General features: G+C 68.7%; 12 protein-coding genes and 1 pseudogene. 4 read left to right on the top strand and 9 right to left on the bottom strand.

What is annotated here, in order from left to right; translation table 11 throughout:
• Positions 1-145 precede the first annotated feature (145 nt).
• Entirely contained in the window at positions 146-367 is a 222-nt protein-coding gene (locus OGH68_RS05110; RefSeq protein ID WP_264242117.1) for an NUDIX domain-containing protein, read from the bottom strand.
• Positions 368-720: 353 nt separating this feature from the next.
• Positions 721-906, bottom strand: coding sequence for a hypothetical protein (locus OGH68_RS05105; protein WP_264242116.1), 186 nt, complete (start codon positions 904-906; stop codon positions 721-723).
• Between the two features lie 38 nt (positions 907-944).
• On the opposite strand from OGH68_RS05105, the gene OGH68_RS05100 reads away from it, so the two are divergent.
• Entirely contained in the window at positions 945-2,003 is a 1,059-nt protein-coding gene (locus OGH68_RS05100; RefSeq protein ID WP_264242115.1) for an aldo/keto reductase, read from the top strand.
• 17 nt (positions 2,004-2,020) lie between these two features.
• Positions 2,021-2,638 carry a hypothetical protein gene (locus OGH68_RS05095; protein ID WP_264242114.1) on the top strand — a complete coding sequence of 206 codons (618 nt, stop codon included), beginning with the start codon at positions 2,021-2,023 and terminating at the stop codon, positions 2,636-2,638.
• Positions 2,639-2,800: 162 nt separating this feature from the next.
• On the opposite strand, the gene OGH68_RS05090 is transcribed toward OGH68_RS05095, so the two are convergent.
• The 3 genes from OGH68_RS05090 to OGH68_RS05080 all read right to left on the bottom strand — a co-directional run bounded on the left by OGH68_RS05090 (position 2,801) and on the right by OGH68_RS05080 (position 7,411).
• Complete coding sequence (locus OGH68_RS05090; RefSeq protein ID WP_264242113.1) at positions 2,801-3,961, bottom strand: hypothetical protein; 1,161 nt, start codon at positions 3,959-3,961, stop codon at positions 2,801-2,803.
• Between the two features lie 217 nt (positions 3,962-4,178).
• Positions 4,179-6,068 carry a hypothetical protein gene (locus OGH68_RS05085; RefSeq protein ID WP_264242112.1) on the bottom strand — a complete coding sequence of 630 codons (1,890 nt, stop codon included), beginning with the start codon at positions 6,066-6,068 and terminating at the stop codon, positions 4,179-4,181.
• Positions 5,969-7,411, bottom strand: a complete 1,443-nt coding sequence (locus tag OGH68_RS05080) for an ATP-binding protein (RefSeq protein ID WP_264242111.1) — start codon at positions 7,409-7,411, stop codon at positions 5,969-5,971. The genes OGH68_RS05085 and OGH68_RS05080 overlap by 100 nt, the downstream gene beginning before the upstream one ends.
• A 375-nt stretch (positions 7,412-7,786) precedes the next feature.
• Here OGH68_RS05080 and OGH68_RS36370 point away from each other — a divergent pair.
• Positions 7,787-8,329: pseudogene (locus OGH68_RS36370) on the top strand (transposase family protein); the annotation flags it as partial.
• A gap of 83 nt (positions 8,330-8,412) precedes the next feature.
• On the opposite strand, the gene OGH68_RS05070 reads toward OGH68_RS36370, so the two are convergent.
• Positions 8,413-9,081: a nucleotidyl transferase AbiEii/AbiGii toxin family protein gene (locus OGH68_RS05070; protein ID WP_264249913.1), complete on the bottom strand. Its 669-nt coding sequence runs from the start codon at positions 9,079-9,081 to the stop codon at positions 8,413-8,415.
• A 5-nt stretch (positions 9,082-9,086) separates the two neighbouring features.
• Positions 9,087-9,479: a hypothetical protein gene (locus tag OGH68_RS05065; protein WP_264242109.1), complete on the bottom strand. Its 393-nt coding sequence runs from the start codon at positions 9,477-9,479 to the stop codon at positions 9,087-9,089.
• A 485-nt stretch (positions 9,480-9,964) separates the two neighbouring features.
• On the opposite strand from OGH68_RS05065, the gene OGH68_RS05060 reads away from it, so the two are divergent.
• Positions 9,965-10,609 carry a carbamoyltransferase N-terminal domain-containing protein gene (locus tag OGH68_RS05060; protein WP_413470936.1) on the top strand — a complete coding sequence of 215 codons (645 nt, stop codon included), beginning with the start codon at positions 9,965-9,967 and terminating at the stop codon, positions 10,607-10,609.
• Between the two features lie 471 nt (positions 10,610-11,080).
• Here the strand turns inward: OGH68_RS05060 and OGH68_RS05055 are convergent, their stop codons facing one another.
• Together OGH68_RS05055 and OGH68_RS05050 are read right to left on the bottom strand one after the other, a co-directional pair.
• Positions 11,081-11,956: an undecaprenyl-diphosphate phosphatase gene (locus OGH68_RS05055; RefSeq protein WP_264242107.1), complete on the bottom strand. Its 876-nt coding sequence runs from the start codon at positions 11,954-11,956 to the stop codon at positions 11,081-11,083.
• A gap of 198 nt (positions 11,957-12,154) precedes the next feature.
• Positions 12,155-12,862, bottom strand: a complete 708-nt coding sequence (locus OGH68_RS05050; RefSeq protein ID WP_264242106.1) for a TVP38/TMEM64 family protein — start codon at positions 12,860-12,862, stop codon at positions 12,155-12,157.
• Positions 12,863-13,018: the final 156 nt, after the last annotated feature.

Raw genomic sequence — 13,018 nt, 5'->3', positions numbered from 1 at the left:
CGGTGGCAGGAGCTTCCCCGGGCCGACCCCGGCAATAAAGACCTGGAAGATCCTCCGCGACTGCCGCCTCAGCTCGGAGGTGCCATCTGGCCCTCCGAGGCCCTGGGCGTTGTGCTCGTCCAGGACCGAGAGTGCGATGTGAGCATCACCCCTTCCGTGAGGTGGAGTTCGCGGGGGGTTGCCGGTCCAACGACCCGCGTAGATGGCGATGGGCACGGTCGCGCCGTCGTGGTTGGAGGCGTACTCGGTGCCGAACGGGGTCAGGTCGCCGATGTCGAGGCGGGGCTTCCTCGGCCAGTTCGCGCCGCACGGTGTGTTCCAGGGTGGGGTCCTGGGGCTCTCGGCCGCCGCCCAGCAGAGACCACATGCCTGGCTCCCAGATCTCGCCGGGGAATAGTCGCGCAGGTGGAAAAGGTTCTAACCATGGTCGTTGTAGTCAGGGCCGAGGCGTTAGCCGTCTCCGGTTCGGCTGCTGGCGGGGGCTTGAGCAGTTTCTCGTGCAGGGTCGGGGAGGTCACCCGGTCCAGGGGGCGCCACTCGACGCCGCCGACCTCTTCCTTCTGCAGCACCATCGGCACCCCGGTCGTGTTGTGCAGATGGAAGAGGAAACGCAGGTCGAAGTGGACGTGTCCGGGTTCGCCTTTGCCCAGGTGGGCGTTGATGTCGTGAATGAGCCGGGACGCGAAAGTTAGTACTGGGCCACGACGGTTGGAACCACGATCAGCTCGTGGAGCGGTTGGTGCCTGTGATCTCGGGGTTCGCGGGCAGGATCGCGACGTCGTGGGCGCCGCGTTCTTCTCGGGTTCCGACGAAGGCAGGTCCGCAGTTGGGAGGGAGACGGTCGACGACCGGCGTGACGGCCTGCTGTGCCGTCGCGGCCGGACCCACGGACTCGACAACTTCCACCAGACACAGGTCAGTAGGACGACAACTGACTCGACCATATGTTCGCCTGCGACGCGGCAGCGCTGAAACCTGGCCGCACCGCCGCGTCGAAAGAATCGAGAAAGCACCCTTTGACTACCATCGCAAATTCCGATCTCGACGTTTTTGCTTTTTGTCTCGGCGGCAGCGTATTCGGATGGACCGCCGACAAACAGACTTCCTTCCGCGTTCTTGACGCCTACGCCGATGCCGGCGGGAACTTCATCGACACAGCCGATTCCTACTCCCAGTGGGCTCCATCGAATACCGGCGGGGAATCCGAATCCATCCTGGGTGACTGGCTGACCTCACGGGGCACCCGGGACCGCCTAGTGATCGCGACCAAGGTGGGCCGCAAGGGCGGCCTGACGGGACTCTCACCGAAAGTAATACGGCAGGCGGTGGAAGAGTCACTGCGCCGCCTGCGAACGGATTATATAGACCTCTACTACACGCACGCCGACGACCCTGGGACGCCCCTGGAGGAGACCCTCTCCACGCTCGACGGGCTGATATCAGCAGGGAAGGTGCGCCATATCGGTGCCTCGAACATCAGCGGCCCCCGGCTGGCCGAATCCCTGGCGGTCTCGAAGCAGGCGGGCCTTGCGGCGTACGTCGCGGTGCAACCGCCCTTCAACCTGATGGAGCGCGAGGCTTTCGAGAACGGTCTCGCCCCGGTCTGTGAGCGCGAAGGTATCTCCTGCGTCCCCTACTTCGCCCTGGCCCAGGGCTTCCTGACGGGCAAGTACCGCCAGGCCGCGCCCCCGGTGGAGAGCGTCCGGGGCGCCGTGGCGCACGCGTACGGCTCGACCGGCCGCGGCCGGGCCGTGCTCCGTGCCCTCGACGAGATCGCCGCCGAGCACGGCACCGCCCCAGCCGCGGTCGCCCTGGCGTGGCTCCGCGCCCAACCCCACGTGACCGCTCCCCTCGCCAGCAGCACGACGCCCGAGCAATTGGCCGAACTGATTCCGGGAGCGACCTTGGAACTCACCAAAACCGATGTCCACTGCCTGGACATCGCTTCTCGCACCACTACGAGAAAAGATCCACAAACTCTCTACAGCGGACGGAATCTGTGACCACTAATCCACACACCGTGTTGATCGGATTCGATTCCCTAAAATCTTTCACCGCAACGGCTTACGATGAATACGAGGCCTGTTCGCCACATGAACCGCCCTCCTGTTTCGCCATCCTTCTCGGAACCATCGCCGACGACACAGCGACCATCGTGTCGATAGAATTTGCCACCAATGTCCGCGCCACCGATCCAGTGGCACTGGAAGAATTTTCCAATACGATAGCACCGTGCTTCGGGGGCGCTTACAGAAACCCCCGACGGGGTTTCTGGTGCAGCACCCGTGACCTGCTGCGCATTCACCGGCAGGCGGAGCTCGACGGAATCGAAGTCCTCGGATCCTTGCACCTGCATCCCGATTGGCACCGGATCGGCCCGCCCGAAGAGCGCGGGCTCCGAATAAGCGAGGAACCGACGCTAATGGACCGCTACATGTTCGACAACAGTCGCTACCCGGTCAACATGATCTGCTATCTGGAATCAGGCACACGGACGGTGTCGGCCGCGCTCGCGGCATGGGGACCGCCACCGGAGGGCGAGCCCGACGTACCGTGTCCCCGCCTCGCCCTGAAGTTCACTTGCCTCGGCATCGAGCTGCCACACCCACGTTACGGAGAGCTCTTCCGGCTCGGGTAAGCCGGTGCTCAAGCCCCTCATCAGCGGTCCTTCGATGCCTCCGGGCCCGGTGACACCACCCCCCGGATCATCAACCCGCAACAAGGGGGGAAGTCATGCCGGACCCGAAGGCCGGTAGCCCCATTGCGGAGCCACAAAGACGGTAACGGGGGGAGCAGGGTACTACTCCGTGCCGGGCCACTCGTACACGGTCGACTCCACGGACAAGTCCCGTACGCCTTTGAGACGAACATCCGTTGGCGGTTCGACTTCGAAGTGGTGCACGGGGTCGTTCACCAGGCGGAGGGTCGGCTTGCCGACGCCCTTCTCCAGATGTGAGGCGATCACGAGCGTGTAGTTCTCGCCCTCGGACCAGGCCCGTACGAACTCCGAACGTGTCAGGGTCAGCTCGCCCGGGACAGCACGCCCGTGGGCCTTGATCTCGTAATAGCGCCCGGTCGAGTCGTATGCGTCGGCGCCCACGCCCGACGCACCCCGCTGGTCGTCCAGCTCGACGCCCTGCGCTTGCAGGATCCGGCGGAGCGCCTGGATGACGAGCTCCTCCTTGTGATGGTCTGCGTAGCCGAGCAGTGGGGCCTGGCTGCGGGGCGGGGCCCCTCCGTGCCTGGGCTGGGGGAGTGGGGTCCCGTGTGGGCGGGGCGAAGGTCCCTCTGTCCCCGGTGTACGGGCAGGGGTGCTGCCCGGTGTGGACGGCGTTCCAGTGCGGGTGACCTTGCCGGGCAGCACGTTGAAGTGGGCTGCGTCCACCAGGGGGCGCACGGCCGGCGCGGGCTGCGGGCCGGGCTGGGCGCCGGGTCCGGGGATCCCGGGCGCGGGAGCTGAGCCGGTGCGGGGTGGTGGGATGATGCCGGTCGGGCCAGCGGGGACAGCGGGGCCGGCGCCCGTGCCCCGCTGAGGGGCCGACTTCCCGTTCGGCATCGGCGCGGTGGGACCCTGCTGGGCTCGCCGACGCAGTTCTTCGGCGAGCCGCTGCCGTTCCTCACGGTCCCGTTGCCCTGCCGATGTGAGCGTGGCCCCGGACCCTGCCTCCACCAGGCGTTCTTCCCAAACGTCCCGCCAGCTGTGGCCTACGCGCGACCGTTCTTCTGCGAAGTGGGCGGCGATGGCCGCGCCCGCACCGGCTTTGGTGGTCATCGACGTGTGCGAGCGTAGGAACAGCGTGCTGCGGCCGCGGTCGATCTGTGCGTCGACGGGGAGTTCGATGGGCTCGTACGTCTCTCCCGGATCGAGGCGGATCCGCAGGCCGGGGAGCAGCCGGACCTCCAGGCCCACCAGCCAGGTCCAGCCGGTGAAAGCCTCGGCCGTCTCGGGCTCGTCCCGCACCAGAAGGTCCTGGAGCGCAGCGACTCCCCGCCGGAAGTCCTCCGTGAGGCTCGCATCGGCCGGCTGGTCAAGGGCTGCATCCCCGGCTCCGTCCACGCCCCCGGTCTCGTATGTGACCTGGGCATCCGCGACGTCTAGGGGGTGACGTGCAGCCGTCCGAACAGTGCCGTGAATTGCTGCACGTTCCCTCCCGGCTTCCACAGGGGCAGACGGTCCGTCAGGAGCCGCTCGACCCCCGAGTCGGCCACCGCGAACACCGATCGGCCCTTGGCCCTTGACCCAGCCGTCCGTGGTCCACAGCGGCAGACTCCGCAGCTTGCTCTGCAGCCCCGGCGACATTCGGCTTGTCGTCAGAGGAGATCACGTCCCGCAGGCGGCGCAGAGCCTCGAGCATGACCCTCTCGTGCTCGGCGTCGGGGGCCGCACCGGTCCCGGAGATCTCCTTCAGCACGTCGATGAGGTCATCGAGCCCGGGTTCGGGGATGCCCAGTGCCTGCCACAGAGGGTTGATGTCCGTCCCGGTCAGGGTGAAGGGACGGAACCCGCGCAGGATCGCAGGTCCCTGGAAGCACTTGCCGGACTCCATCCAGCCACGGTCGGTCAGGACGAGCGCCTCGAACCGGAACTCGTTGCGGATCTGCTTCTCCACCGCCGTCTGGGTCGCATCTGCCGCACGGTGAGTCAGACGCCGCGCCAGGGATTGATAGACCAGCAGCGCCTCCGCCCTCAGGCTGTCCGGTACGTCGGTATCGCTATTGGTATGGATCTCGGCGGCGTTGTCGGCCTGACGGTCCCGGAGTTCATGCAGCCGTTCCATCAGGCGCGGGACGTCGGGATCGCCGGAGACACCCAGAGCGGTGAGGACCTCCGTGCGGGTGGCCAGGGCTTGGTGGATCGCCGGGTGCAGGTAGCCAGGATCCTCCGGCCCGTACAGGGCCTCCGTGTCCGGGGTACGCAGGGTGAGGTCTGTCGGCGGTCGGAGCCGGCCTTGGCTGTCCTCCAGCCAGGAGGTCTCCCGGAGCTGCCACACCCAGATGGCCGCCGTCTCACCCACGACATTCCACTTGTAGTGTCCTTTGGCCAGGGGGACCACGGCCTGCTCTGGACTGGTCAGCGGGGCTGTGAGTGCGCGCAGCAGGGCGGCTGTGCGGCGTCGTCGCTCGTCCACGTCCTTCTCGGCCGCGATGTTCGTGACCACAGCGACGAGGTTGCTGCTGGTCAGGTCGTCCAGAGAGTGGCCAGCTCCCTTGAGCATCATCTGCGCCCATCGGTTTGTGACGGACCACCTGCAGTCCCGTGCGAGGCCGAGGCGGGGATCCCCCGGGTACGTCTTTGTGTCGACCGGGTAAAAGACCTCACGCACCGGGGTGAGCCGGGGGGTGTCTGCCACGCCCAGCAGCCGCAGGAAGGCCGTTTTGCTCAGACCGCCTGCCTGGGCGGCGGAGAGCAGTGATCGCGCGTAGGCGCGGCGCACCCAGATGAGACCGGGAGTCTTGCGTGCCGCGACCTCGAACCGGTCTCCGTCGGCGGTCTCCAACGCCTGGGGGAGATAGGCGGCGCCGGGCTTCACGCGGTGGGACTGTTCGGCCCCTTCCTTGTCGTAGGCGAAGCCGTTGAGAAGGACGGCCCGTCCGATGCCCGGACCGAGCGGGTCGCGCAGTTTCTTGGGCATCTCGCCGAGCGCCTGCTGGAGGGCGACGAGCCGGGCGGCTTCCGTTGCTTCGTCCCCGTCGGCAAGTTGCGCGCCGGCTTTGCCGATCCGGGAGACGATCTTCAGTACGGCTGCCGCGTCGTCGCGGCGTACCAGGCAGTCCCGCCGACGCAGCCATGCGGTGACGGCCTTCGCCCAGGCGTTGTCCTCCGCGTAGGCGGGATGCAGGTCCAGAACGACACCTAGCACATCCAAGGAGCCGGTGGCCTCCCCGGACGTGTCGGTGAACGCGTTCTCCGCGGGCTTCGGCCGCAGTCGGCGCCCGTCGGCGGTGACCAGGCACGCCCGGTCGGCCATTACATGTTCGTGGCCAGTTTCGAGGGCGACCGCAGCGAGCCGTACGAGCCGCGCGACGTCCTGCCACTCGTCGTCGGAGAACAGCCTGAGCGCGTCCATGACCTGCACCTCCGCAGGCAGGTCCACGGCTCCCGCCGCACGCCAGTCCGCGAAGACCTTCCGCCAGCGGCCGCCGGTGTCGCGGGCAGCGGCAGGCAGGGCGTACGGGGCTTTACCCAGTCGGGCGATGTCGGCGTCGTCCAGGACCCCCGACAGCGCAGTCTCCTCGACCGCGAAATCGGTGAGCGGGCGTCGGGACCACCCTCCGTGACCGGCAGGGCCAGCTCGGCGGCGAGTGAGTGCCGTGCGCGGGTGAGCATCTCTGTGCGGATCCGGTCCTGAAGCAGGTTCGCCGGCGCGGAGCCCGTCGGGGAGGGAAGCGGAATGAGATGCCACGCCGTGGGATCCACCCGCTCCAGGACGTCGCGCACGCTGGCCGCCCACAGGTCGGCGATCACGGGGACGAGCTGCGTGTTGAGGCGGCTGCCAGCGAAACCTTCCCGGCTGGCGACGGGGTCGAACTGGGTGTGGACGCGGGCCGCCACGTCCAGTGGGGCGACGGGCAGGCCAGCATGGACGCTGCCGTTCGCTCCACGTTCCAGGGGGAGCGCGACGCCCACGGGTACGCTCGGGCCCAGCGCTTTGTGGCTCCGTTCCCAGTCGGGGTGCGGTGCCACCTGCGCCGTGTACACACGCCACAGCGCTCCGTCGGTCGCCCGGGCGTGCCGCACGCTCACCTGGTGCTCGACGCCGTCGATCAGGAGCCGACGCTGCGTCACATGTTCCCAGGACAGGGTCAGTACGGTGCTGTGCTCGCCTGCCGTCACCTCAAGGCCGCGGAGGTGACGCAGGAAGAGTAGGGAAGCGTCGTTCCAGTCCTCGAACCATTCAAGGAGCTGGGCCGCGGTCAGTGTGCCGAGGGCCAGCGGGATGCGGAAGACGGTCCACCCGGGTCCGGAGATCCCCTCGGGGAGTTCCGGGGGCGCCACGGGTTCGAGGTTGGTGCCGGAGAAGCGCACGTGGAAGGGGTGGCAGTGCACCTCCCACACGGTGGTGAGGGCTCTGAGGGTGGACAGTCCGATGCCGAACCGGCCGGTGGCTTTGGCGTCGGCCGTCTTGCCGCTGAGCCAGGGCATGCCAAGCGGGAGGACATCAGCTAGGCGCAGGCCGGCTCCGTCGTGGGCTACCAGAATGTCGTCGGACCGCAGCAGGATGCGCAGCTGTCCGGCTCCCGCGTCGTCGGAGTTCTGGACGAACTCGGCGAGGACCTGGAGACGGTCGGTCGAGAGTGTCTTGGCGCCGTGCAGCGCGCCCTCGGCCATCTTGCGGTAGACCCCACGGCCGCTACGCAGCCCCTGATCCAGGAGCCGGACGGCCCGTGCCGCTTCTTCCGGGGTCGACACCTCCACTTCCGTAGATGCGTCTGGATCCTCCAGAAGCGTGTGTACCGCTGCTGCGAGAGCGTCCACGTCCGTATCCCTCCCCTTTGGCGCCTTGTGACATCGCCAAGCCTGGGGTCCGGGACGGTTCCCGATGATCGGGCGGGCGTGATCCAGCCAGGTGCGTAAGGTGCCACGGGGTGCGGTGCGGTTCGGCTGAACGATGCCGGCGCTACGTGTGCAGGCAGCGGAGGGGATGACATCACGTTCTGGCAGGGTGCTGAACGCGGCGCAAAGTCGTTCTGATCGCCCCTCGGTTGTCAGACCAGCCTGGTAGAGCGCCTCGGTCGGCTCGAAGGCCCTGGTTGTGCATCCTGTCCGACTACGGCAGCTCCCCCCCCGCTGTTCGGGATCTCCCCGGCCGCAGTCTGCCGGGTCATCCAGCGCCTTCGCCCGCTCCTCGCACTGGGCCAGCTCCGCGGCCCGTCGCCGACGTGGAGCGTTTGTGGATCGTGGCCGCACCCTGATCTAGGTCCGCGATCACACCGTCGGCGCCTCATCCCGCAAGTACTGGTTCCCGGCGAACGTGCAGGCCATCGTCGACGCCGACACCCGGCTGGTGGTGGCGTTGGCTCGGCCGGCGCGTGGGACCAAAGCCGACGCCCACGTCTGGCGGGAGTCGGACCTGCTGGCGAAAGCCGCATGCATCACGGTGATCGGGATGGCGCCTACCTGGTCACCGGACTGATCGTCTCCCAACTCCAGAAGGCCCGGGCGCCCCCTCCTGCGTGGTCAGGAGCAGGACAACGCCAAACATCGGCGCGTCCGGGCCCGTGTCGAGCACACCTTCGCCCGGATGAAGATGTGTGCGACTGCCGCCAGAGGGGAGATTGCCTCCGCCACGCCGTCGCGACACTGCACAACCTTGCCGTCGCAGGTTGAATCCCGTAGGTCAACTACCACTCAGCCCTTGCCCCTCGCTCGGCTTCCCCGGGCTCCCGTTTCCGGTGGTCGGCCAGATGTGATCAGTCGATGTTCGGATCATCCGACTCTTCGAGGAGTCGGGCCGCGAGGTCGTCGGCCCACTCCACGGCCCAGGCACGAAGAGCGGTGATGGTGGCCTGGTCCAGGCCGTAGGCGGCGAAGGCTTCGTCGTCGGTCCACTCGGATCCGGCGAGGTTTGCCTGCAGGTCTTCGCGCTCGAAGCGGCCGCGGGCGTGGCGACGGCCGAATTCCTCGAGATCGGCGGTGTTCCAACGGCGGGAGGCTGCGAACACGTCGATCAGGTCACGGGGCGCTCCGCGGTCGGCGAGGGCGCGGACCTTGGTCCCGATCACGTCCTCCTCCGCGAGGACGGGCCCGTACGGGCTCTGGGCGACCGGCCGCCAGAAGATCTCCTTGAGGATGTCGACCTCGCAGTCCTGCCCGGTGGCCGGGTCGGTCACGGTGAAGCGGGCGGACAGCGGGGCGGTCTCCAGCGCGTGCACCTTCCAGCCGCGGGCTTCCAGGCCGGCGCGGAGCGTGGCCGCGATGTCGGCCATGGGCGCCGGGTTCTCGGTGGCGACATCGAGGTCCTGGCTGGGGCGGTTCACGAGGCGGTGCGCCCGCACGGCATACCCGCCAGTGAGGACCAGGGGATACGGGGAGCCGAGGGCGATCACATCCGCCAGGAGCCGCGCGTGCAGCTCCGGCATGTCCGTCACGCGGCTGCCTGGGTGCGGGAGGCGAGCTGAGCGAAGGCGTCCTCCCACACGGTGCGCACGGTGCGGCCGACGAGAGTGCGCAGCACCGGCCACAGCTGGAGGAGCAGGTCCTGGTTGAGGTAGCGGGGCAGGTCGTCGTGCAGGCCCTCATGCAAGACAGTGCGGTACAGGCCCATGCGCTGGCGCGGCTTGCCCAGGTCGTACGAGGTCATCCCGGACCAGGCCATGTGCAGCGGCAGCTCGACGACCCCCTGGGTCGGGCCGTGCAACTCGTCCAGCGACTCCGGCAGACGGCACCGGAACTTCTCCCGGTACAGCGCGAGGTCCTCGGCGTCCGTGCCCGAGGGGTTCTTCGACGCGGGTGCGGGGTGGTGCGGGCTGGAGGGCATGCCTCCCATTATGGCGGCAGCTTCCCGCTCGCCGAGCAGCTGGACGCGGCCGATCACCGGCCGACATCCACCGGCAGGAAAGTCGGAACGGTCCGCCGCCGCGGCAAACTCGTTGGCGCGGGCGTCTCTGGACATGCGGACGAGGGCAATGCGGTAGAGGGCTGAGTTGGCTCCGCGATTACCGCTGCGCGGGACGGCGACCAAGGCCCAGATCCGCGCCTTGGTTGCCGGGAAGGAGGCCGGCTGCACCGACGTACTCACCGTGGCCGGGCTCCCTGTCCCGGCCACGGCATGGGACTCGCCGAGGTGATGGTCGCGCTCGGCATCGCCTCCCAGACCAGCGGTGTGTGGTCCATGCCCGTCACGCTCCCGACCCCCGAAGACGAACTGCCACTTGCTCGCACGCGGATCTCCGGTCTGCCCGCCTGCGGGCAGCACAGGGCCGCCCGCTCGAAGGCTGACGAGCGACCCAGTCGCTGGGTTGTATGCAGCAGGCGTACAGGCGCATGTGCGCCCTCGTGCATCGCGGGCCTCCGCTTCTGCAGTGGGGAACCCAGGCCTTGAGGAGGCTGCTGTGGCAAGGATCGTGGAGGGGAAACACCGGCCGCCGATCGGGGACGACGGGCACCAGCCGAATCGGCCCGTACCGCCGCCCCCTCCTCCCCCTTTGCTTCCACCCCTCCGCCTGCCTGGTCATCGACGGGAAGGTGGTCGCCTTCGCCGAGGAGGAGCGCTTCTCCCGCCGCAAGCACCACAAGGACTCCCGCTCCTGCGCGGTGGCCGCGGCCTACTGCCTGTCCGAGGCCGGCATCACCCTGGCCGACGTTGACGAGATCACCATCGCCTTCAACCCGGCCTGGCCTACGCCGAGCAACATCTGCACGGACGCCGAGCTGATCGCCGAACTCCTCGCCCCCGCCCTGTTCGGCCACCACCGGCCCCGGCAGGTCACCGTGGTCGAGCACCACCTCGCGCACGCCGCCTCCGCCTTCCACCCCAGCGGCTTCGACGAGGCCGCCGTCCTGGTGGTCGACGGATCCGGCGACGGCGTCTCCGCCACCCTCGCCCACGGCACCGCCGACGGACTGAAGGTCCTGCGCCAGTTCCCGTTCAGCCAGTCGCTGGGCTGATTCTACGAGACCGTCGCCGAACACCTCGGACTCGGCAACTGGACCACCTCCGGCAAGCTCATGGGCCTGGCCGACTACGGCAACCCCGACCGCTACACCCTCGACGTCCTCACCGCCCGCGCTGGCGGCTCGTCGAGAAGGAGCTGAGCGACGTCATCGTGACGGCCGCAGTGGCACTTGCCACCATCAGCCCGGACCCGGAGAAGGCGCTCGCCGGCCGTGTCCAGGGGCCTGCTGGCGCGCCTCAGCCTCGACTGACCCGGGCCGGCCGCCACGCAGAAGGGCCCGCACAGCTGCTGCTGTGCGGGCCCTTCCGCGTCATCCCCTACTTTGCGGACGCACACGTCCTAGTGGGGCGTATACCGCCTCCCCGGTGGGAGATGAGTGGGAGACAAGTGGGAGATGATCATGGCGTGGTGCTGCAATCAGGCGCTAGGAAATGCTAGATAGCGCTACCTGCGTGGCCCGGCTTCAGCCGCCGGATTCGCCCGCGTGCGGGCTCAGCACACCCATGCTGACCAGCACGAACAGCAGGATTCCGAGCAGGATCCGGTAGATCACGAAGGGCATGAAGCTCTTCGTAGTGATGAATCTCATGAACCACGCGATCACCGCGTAGCCCACGCCGAAGGCGATGAGCGTCGCGAAGATCGTCGGCCCCCACGAGACATGGCCGCCCTCGCCGGCTTCCTTCAGCTCGAACAGCCCGGAGGCGAGCACGGCCGGAATCGCCAGCAGGAACGAGTAGCGGGCCGCTGCCTCACGGGTGTACCCCATCAGCAGACCGCCGCTGATGGTCGCGCCGGAGCGGGACACACCCGGGATCAGGGCCATCGCCTGGCAGAGACCGTAGACGAGGCCGTCGCGCACGCTCAGGTCCCGCAGCGTCTTGCGCTCCTCGATCACCCGGTGCCGGCCGCCCGTCTCCTGCCGCGCGGCGAGCCGGTCCGCGACGCCGAGGACGATCCCCATGCCGATCAGGGTCGTGGCGATGAGCCGCAGATCACGGAACGGGCCCTCGATCTGGTCCTTCAGCGTGACGCCGAGCACACCGATCGGGATGGAACCGATGATGACCAGCCACCCCATCCGGGCATCGTGGTCGCCGCGCATCGCCCTGTCGGTGAGCGAGCGGAACCAGGCCGACAGGATCCTGCCGATGTCCTTGCGGAAGTAGATGAGGACGGCCGTCTCCGTGCCGATCTGGGTGATCGCGGTGAACGCGGCCCCCGGGTCGTGCCAGCCGGCGAACGCGGCGGTGAGCCGCAGATGCGCGCTGGAGGAGATGGGAAGGAACTCCGTCAGCCCCTGGACGAGCCCAAGGATGAATGATTCGAACCAAGACATGAAAGCTACGCCACCCAAAGGCTGGTCACGGTCTGTCAGGCGCGCGCGAAGGCACATGACCCGTGAGATACGACTCACGTACGTCATCGGGCCGGCGCCGGGGGCAGCGTAGCGTCCCAAAATGAAGGGCTTGCCGCAGGCCCTGCCGGGCGGGCCCGCCGGGCGGTGGCGGGGGCGTTAGGGGCCGGCCGGGGGCGGTCAGGTCCTGGCGCCCCGCAGCCGGTGGCGCTTGGTCCAGGCGACCGCAGCGGCTGCCAGGCCCGTCACCACGATGAATCCCATCGCGACCAGGAACGCCGGCGACGTCGGGGAGCCCGCCCGGCTGCCTGCGACCACGTACGCAGCCGTGTTCGGTATCGAGCCGAGGCCCGTCGCCAGGAGGAAGGGCAGGTAGCCCATGCGGGAGACGGCCGCGCAGTAATTGGCGGCGGCGAACGGCACGCCCGGGAACAGCCGGATCGCCAGCATGGAACGGAAACCGTGCCGGCTCAGCTGCCCGTCGGCGGCCTCGAGCCATCGCCCCCGCAGCAGCGGCCGGAGCGCGTCCTGGCCGAGCAACCGGCCCAGGGTGAAGGCGATTCCGGCCCCGAGCACCGTGCCGGCGATCGCCGCCACGAGCCCGGCCTGCGAGCCGAACAGCGCGCCCGCCGCCAGATTGAGGATCGGCCGGGGCACGAACGCGGCCGTGCACACCCCGTATCCCACGCCGAACAGCACCACGGCCGCCGGACCGCTCAACTGCGGCCAGCCCGCGGAGAGCAGTCTCTGCGGCTCGTAGAGCACCACGGTCACCGCGGCCGACGTGAGCAGCACCGCGAGAAGGGCCAGCCGTGACCAGGGCGAGAACAGGACCCTGGTGCAGCGGACGGGGAGACCGGATGCCGGCCTGGGGACGAGGTCGAGCATCCGGGGAGAGTAACCGACAGCGGTATGTGATCGCCGTAATGTGTGCCGTACGACGCAGGCCGTACGGCGCACGCCGAGGACGCGGGCCGTACGACGCACCCCGACGGCGCAGGCCGTACGGCGCACGGCCGCACCGCCCGGCCGGTGCGTCCCGCC

It is taken from the genome of Streptomyces peucetius (assembly GCF_025854275.1).
GTDB classification, from domain to species: domain Bacteria; phylum Actinomycetota; class Actinomycetes; order Streptomycetales; family Streptomycetaceae; genus Streptomyces; species Streptomyces peucetius_A.
This window is presented reverse-complemented; position numbering and strand designations above follow the sequence as displayed.

Coding starts and splice junctions, on each gene's coding strand:
- OGH68_RS05050 (WP_264242106.1), bottom strand. CDS start 12,862: ATGCTCGACCTCGTCCCCAGGCCGGCATCCGGTCTCCCCGTCCGCTGC.
- OGH68_RS05110 (WP_264242117.1), bottom strand. CDS start 367: ATGTGGTCTCTGCTGGGCGGCGGCCGAGAGCCCCAGGACCCCACCCTG.
- OGH68_RS05055 (WP_264242107.1), bottom strand. CDS start 11,956: ATGTCTTGGTTCGAATCATTCATCCTTGGGCTCGTCCAGGGGCTGACG.
- OGH68_RS05100 (WP_264242115.1), top strand. CDS start 945: ATGTTCGCCTGCGACGCGGCAGCGCTGAAACCTGGCCGCACCGCCGCG.
- OGH68_RS05070 (WP_264249913.1), bottom strand. CDS start 9,081: ATGCCGGAGCTGCACGCGCGGCTCCTGGCGGATGTGATCGCCCTCGGC.
- OGH68_RS05060 (WP_413470936.1), top strand. CDS start 9,965: ATGCAGCAGGCGTACAGGCGCATGTGCGCCCTCGTGCATCGCGGGCCT.
- OGH68_RS05065 (WP_264242109.1), bottom strand. CDS start 9,479: ATGCCCTCCAGCCCGCACCACCCCGCACCCGCGTCGAAGAACCCCTCG.
- OGH68_RS05085 (WP_264242112.1), bottom strand. CDS start 6,068: ATGGACGCGCTCAGGCTGTTCTCCGACGACGAGTGGCAGGACGTCGCG.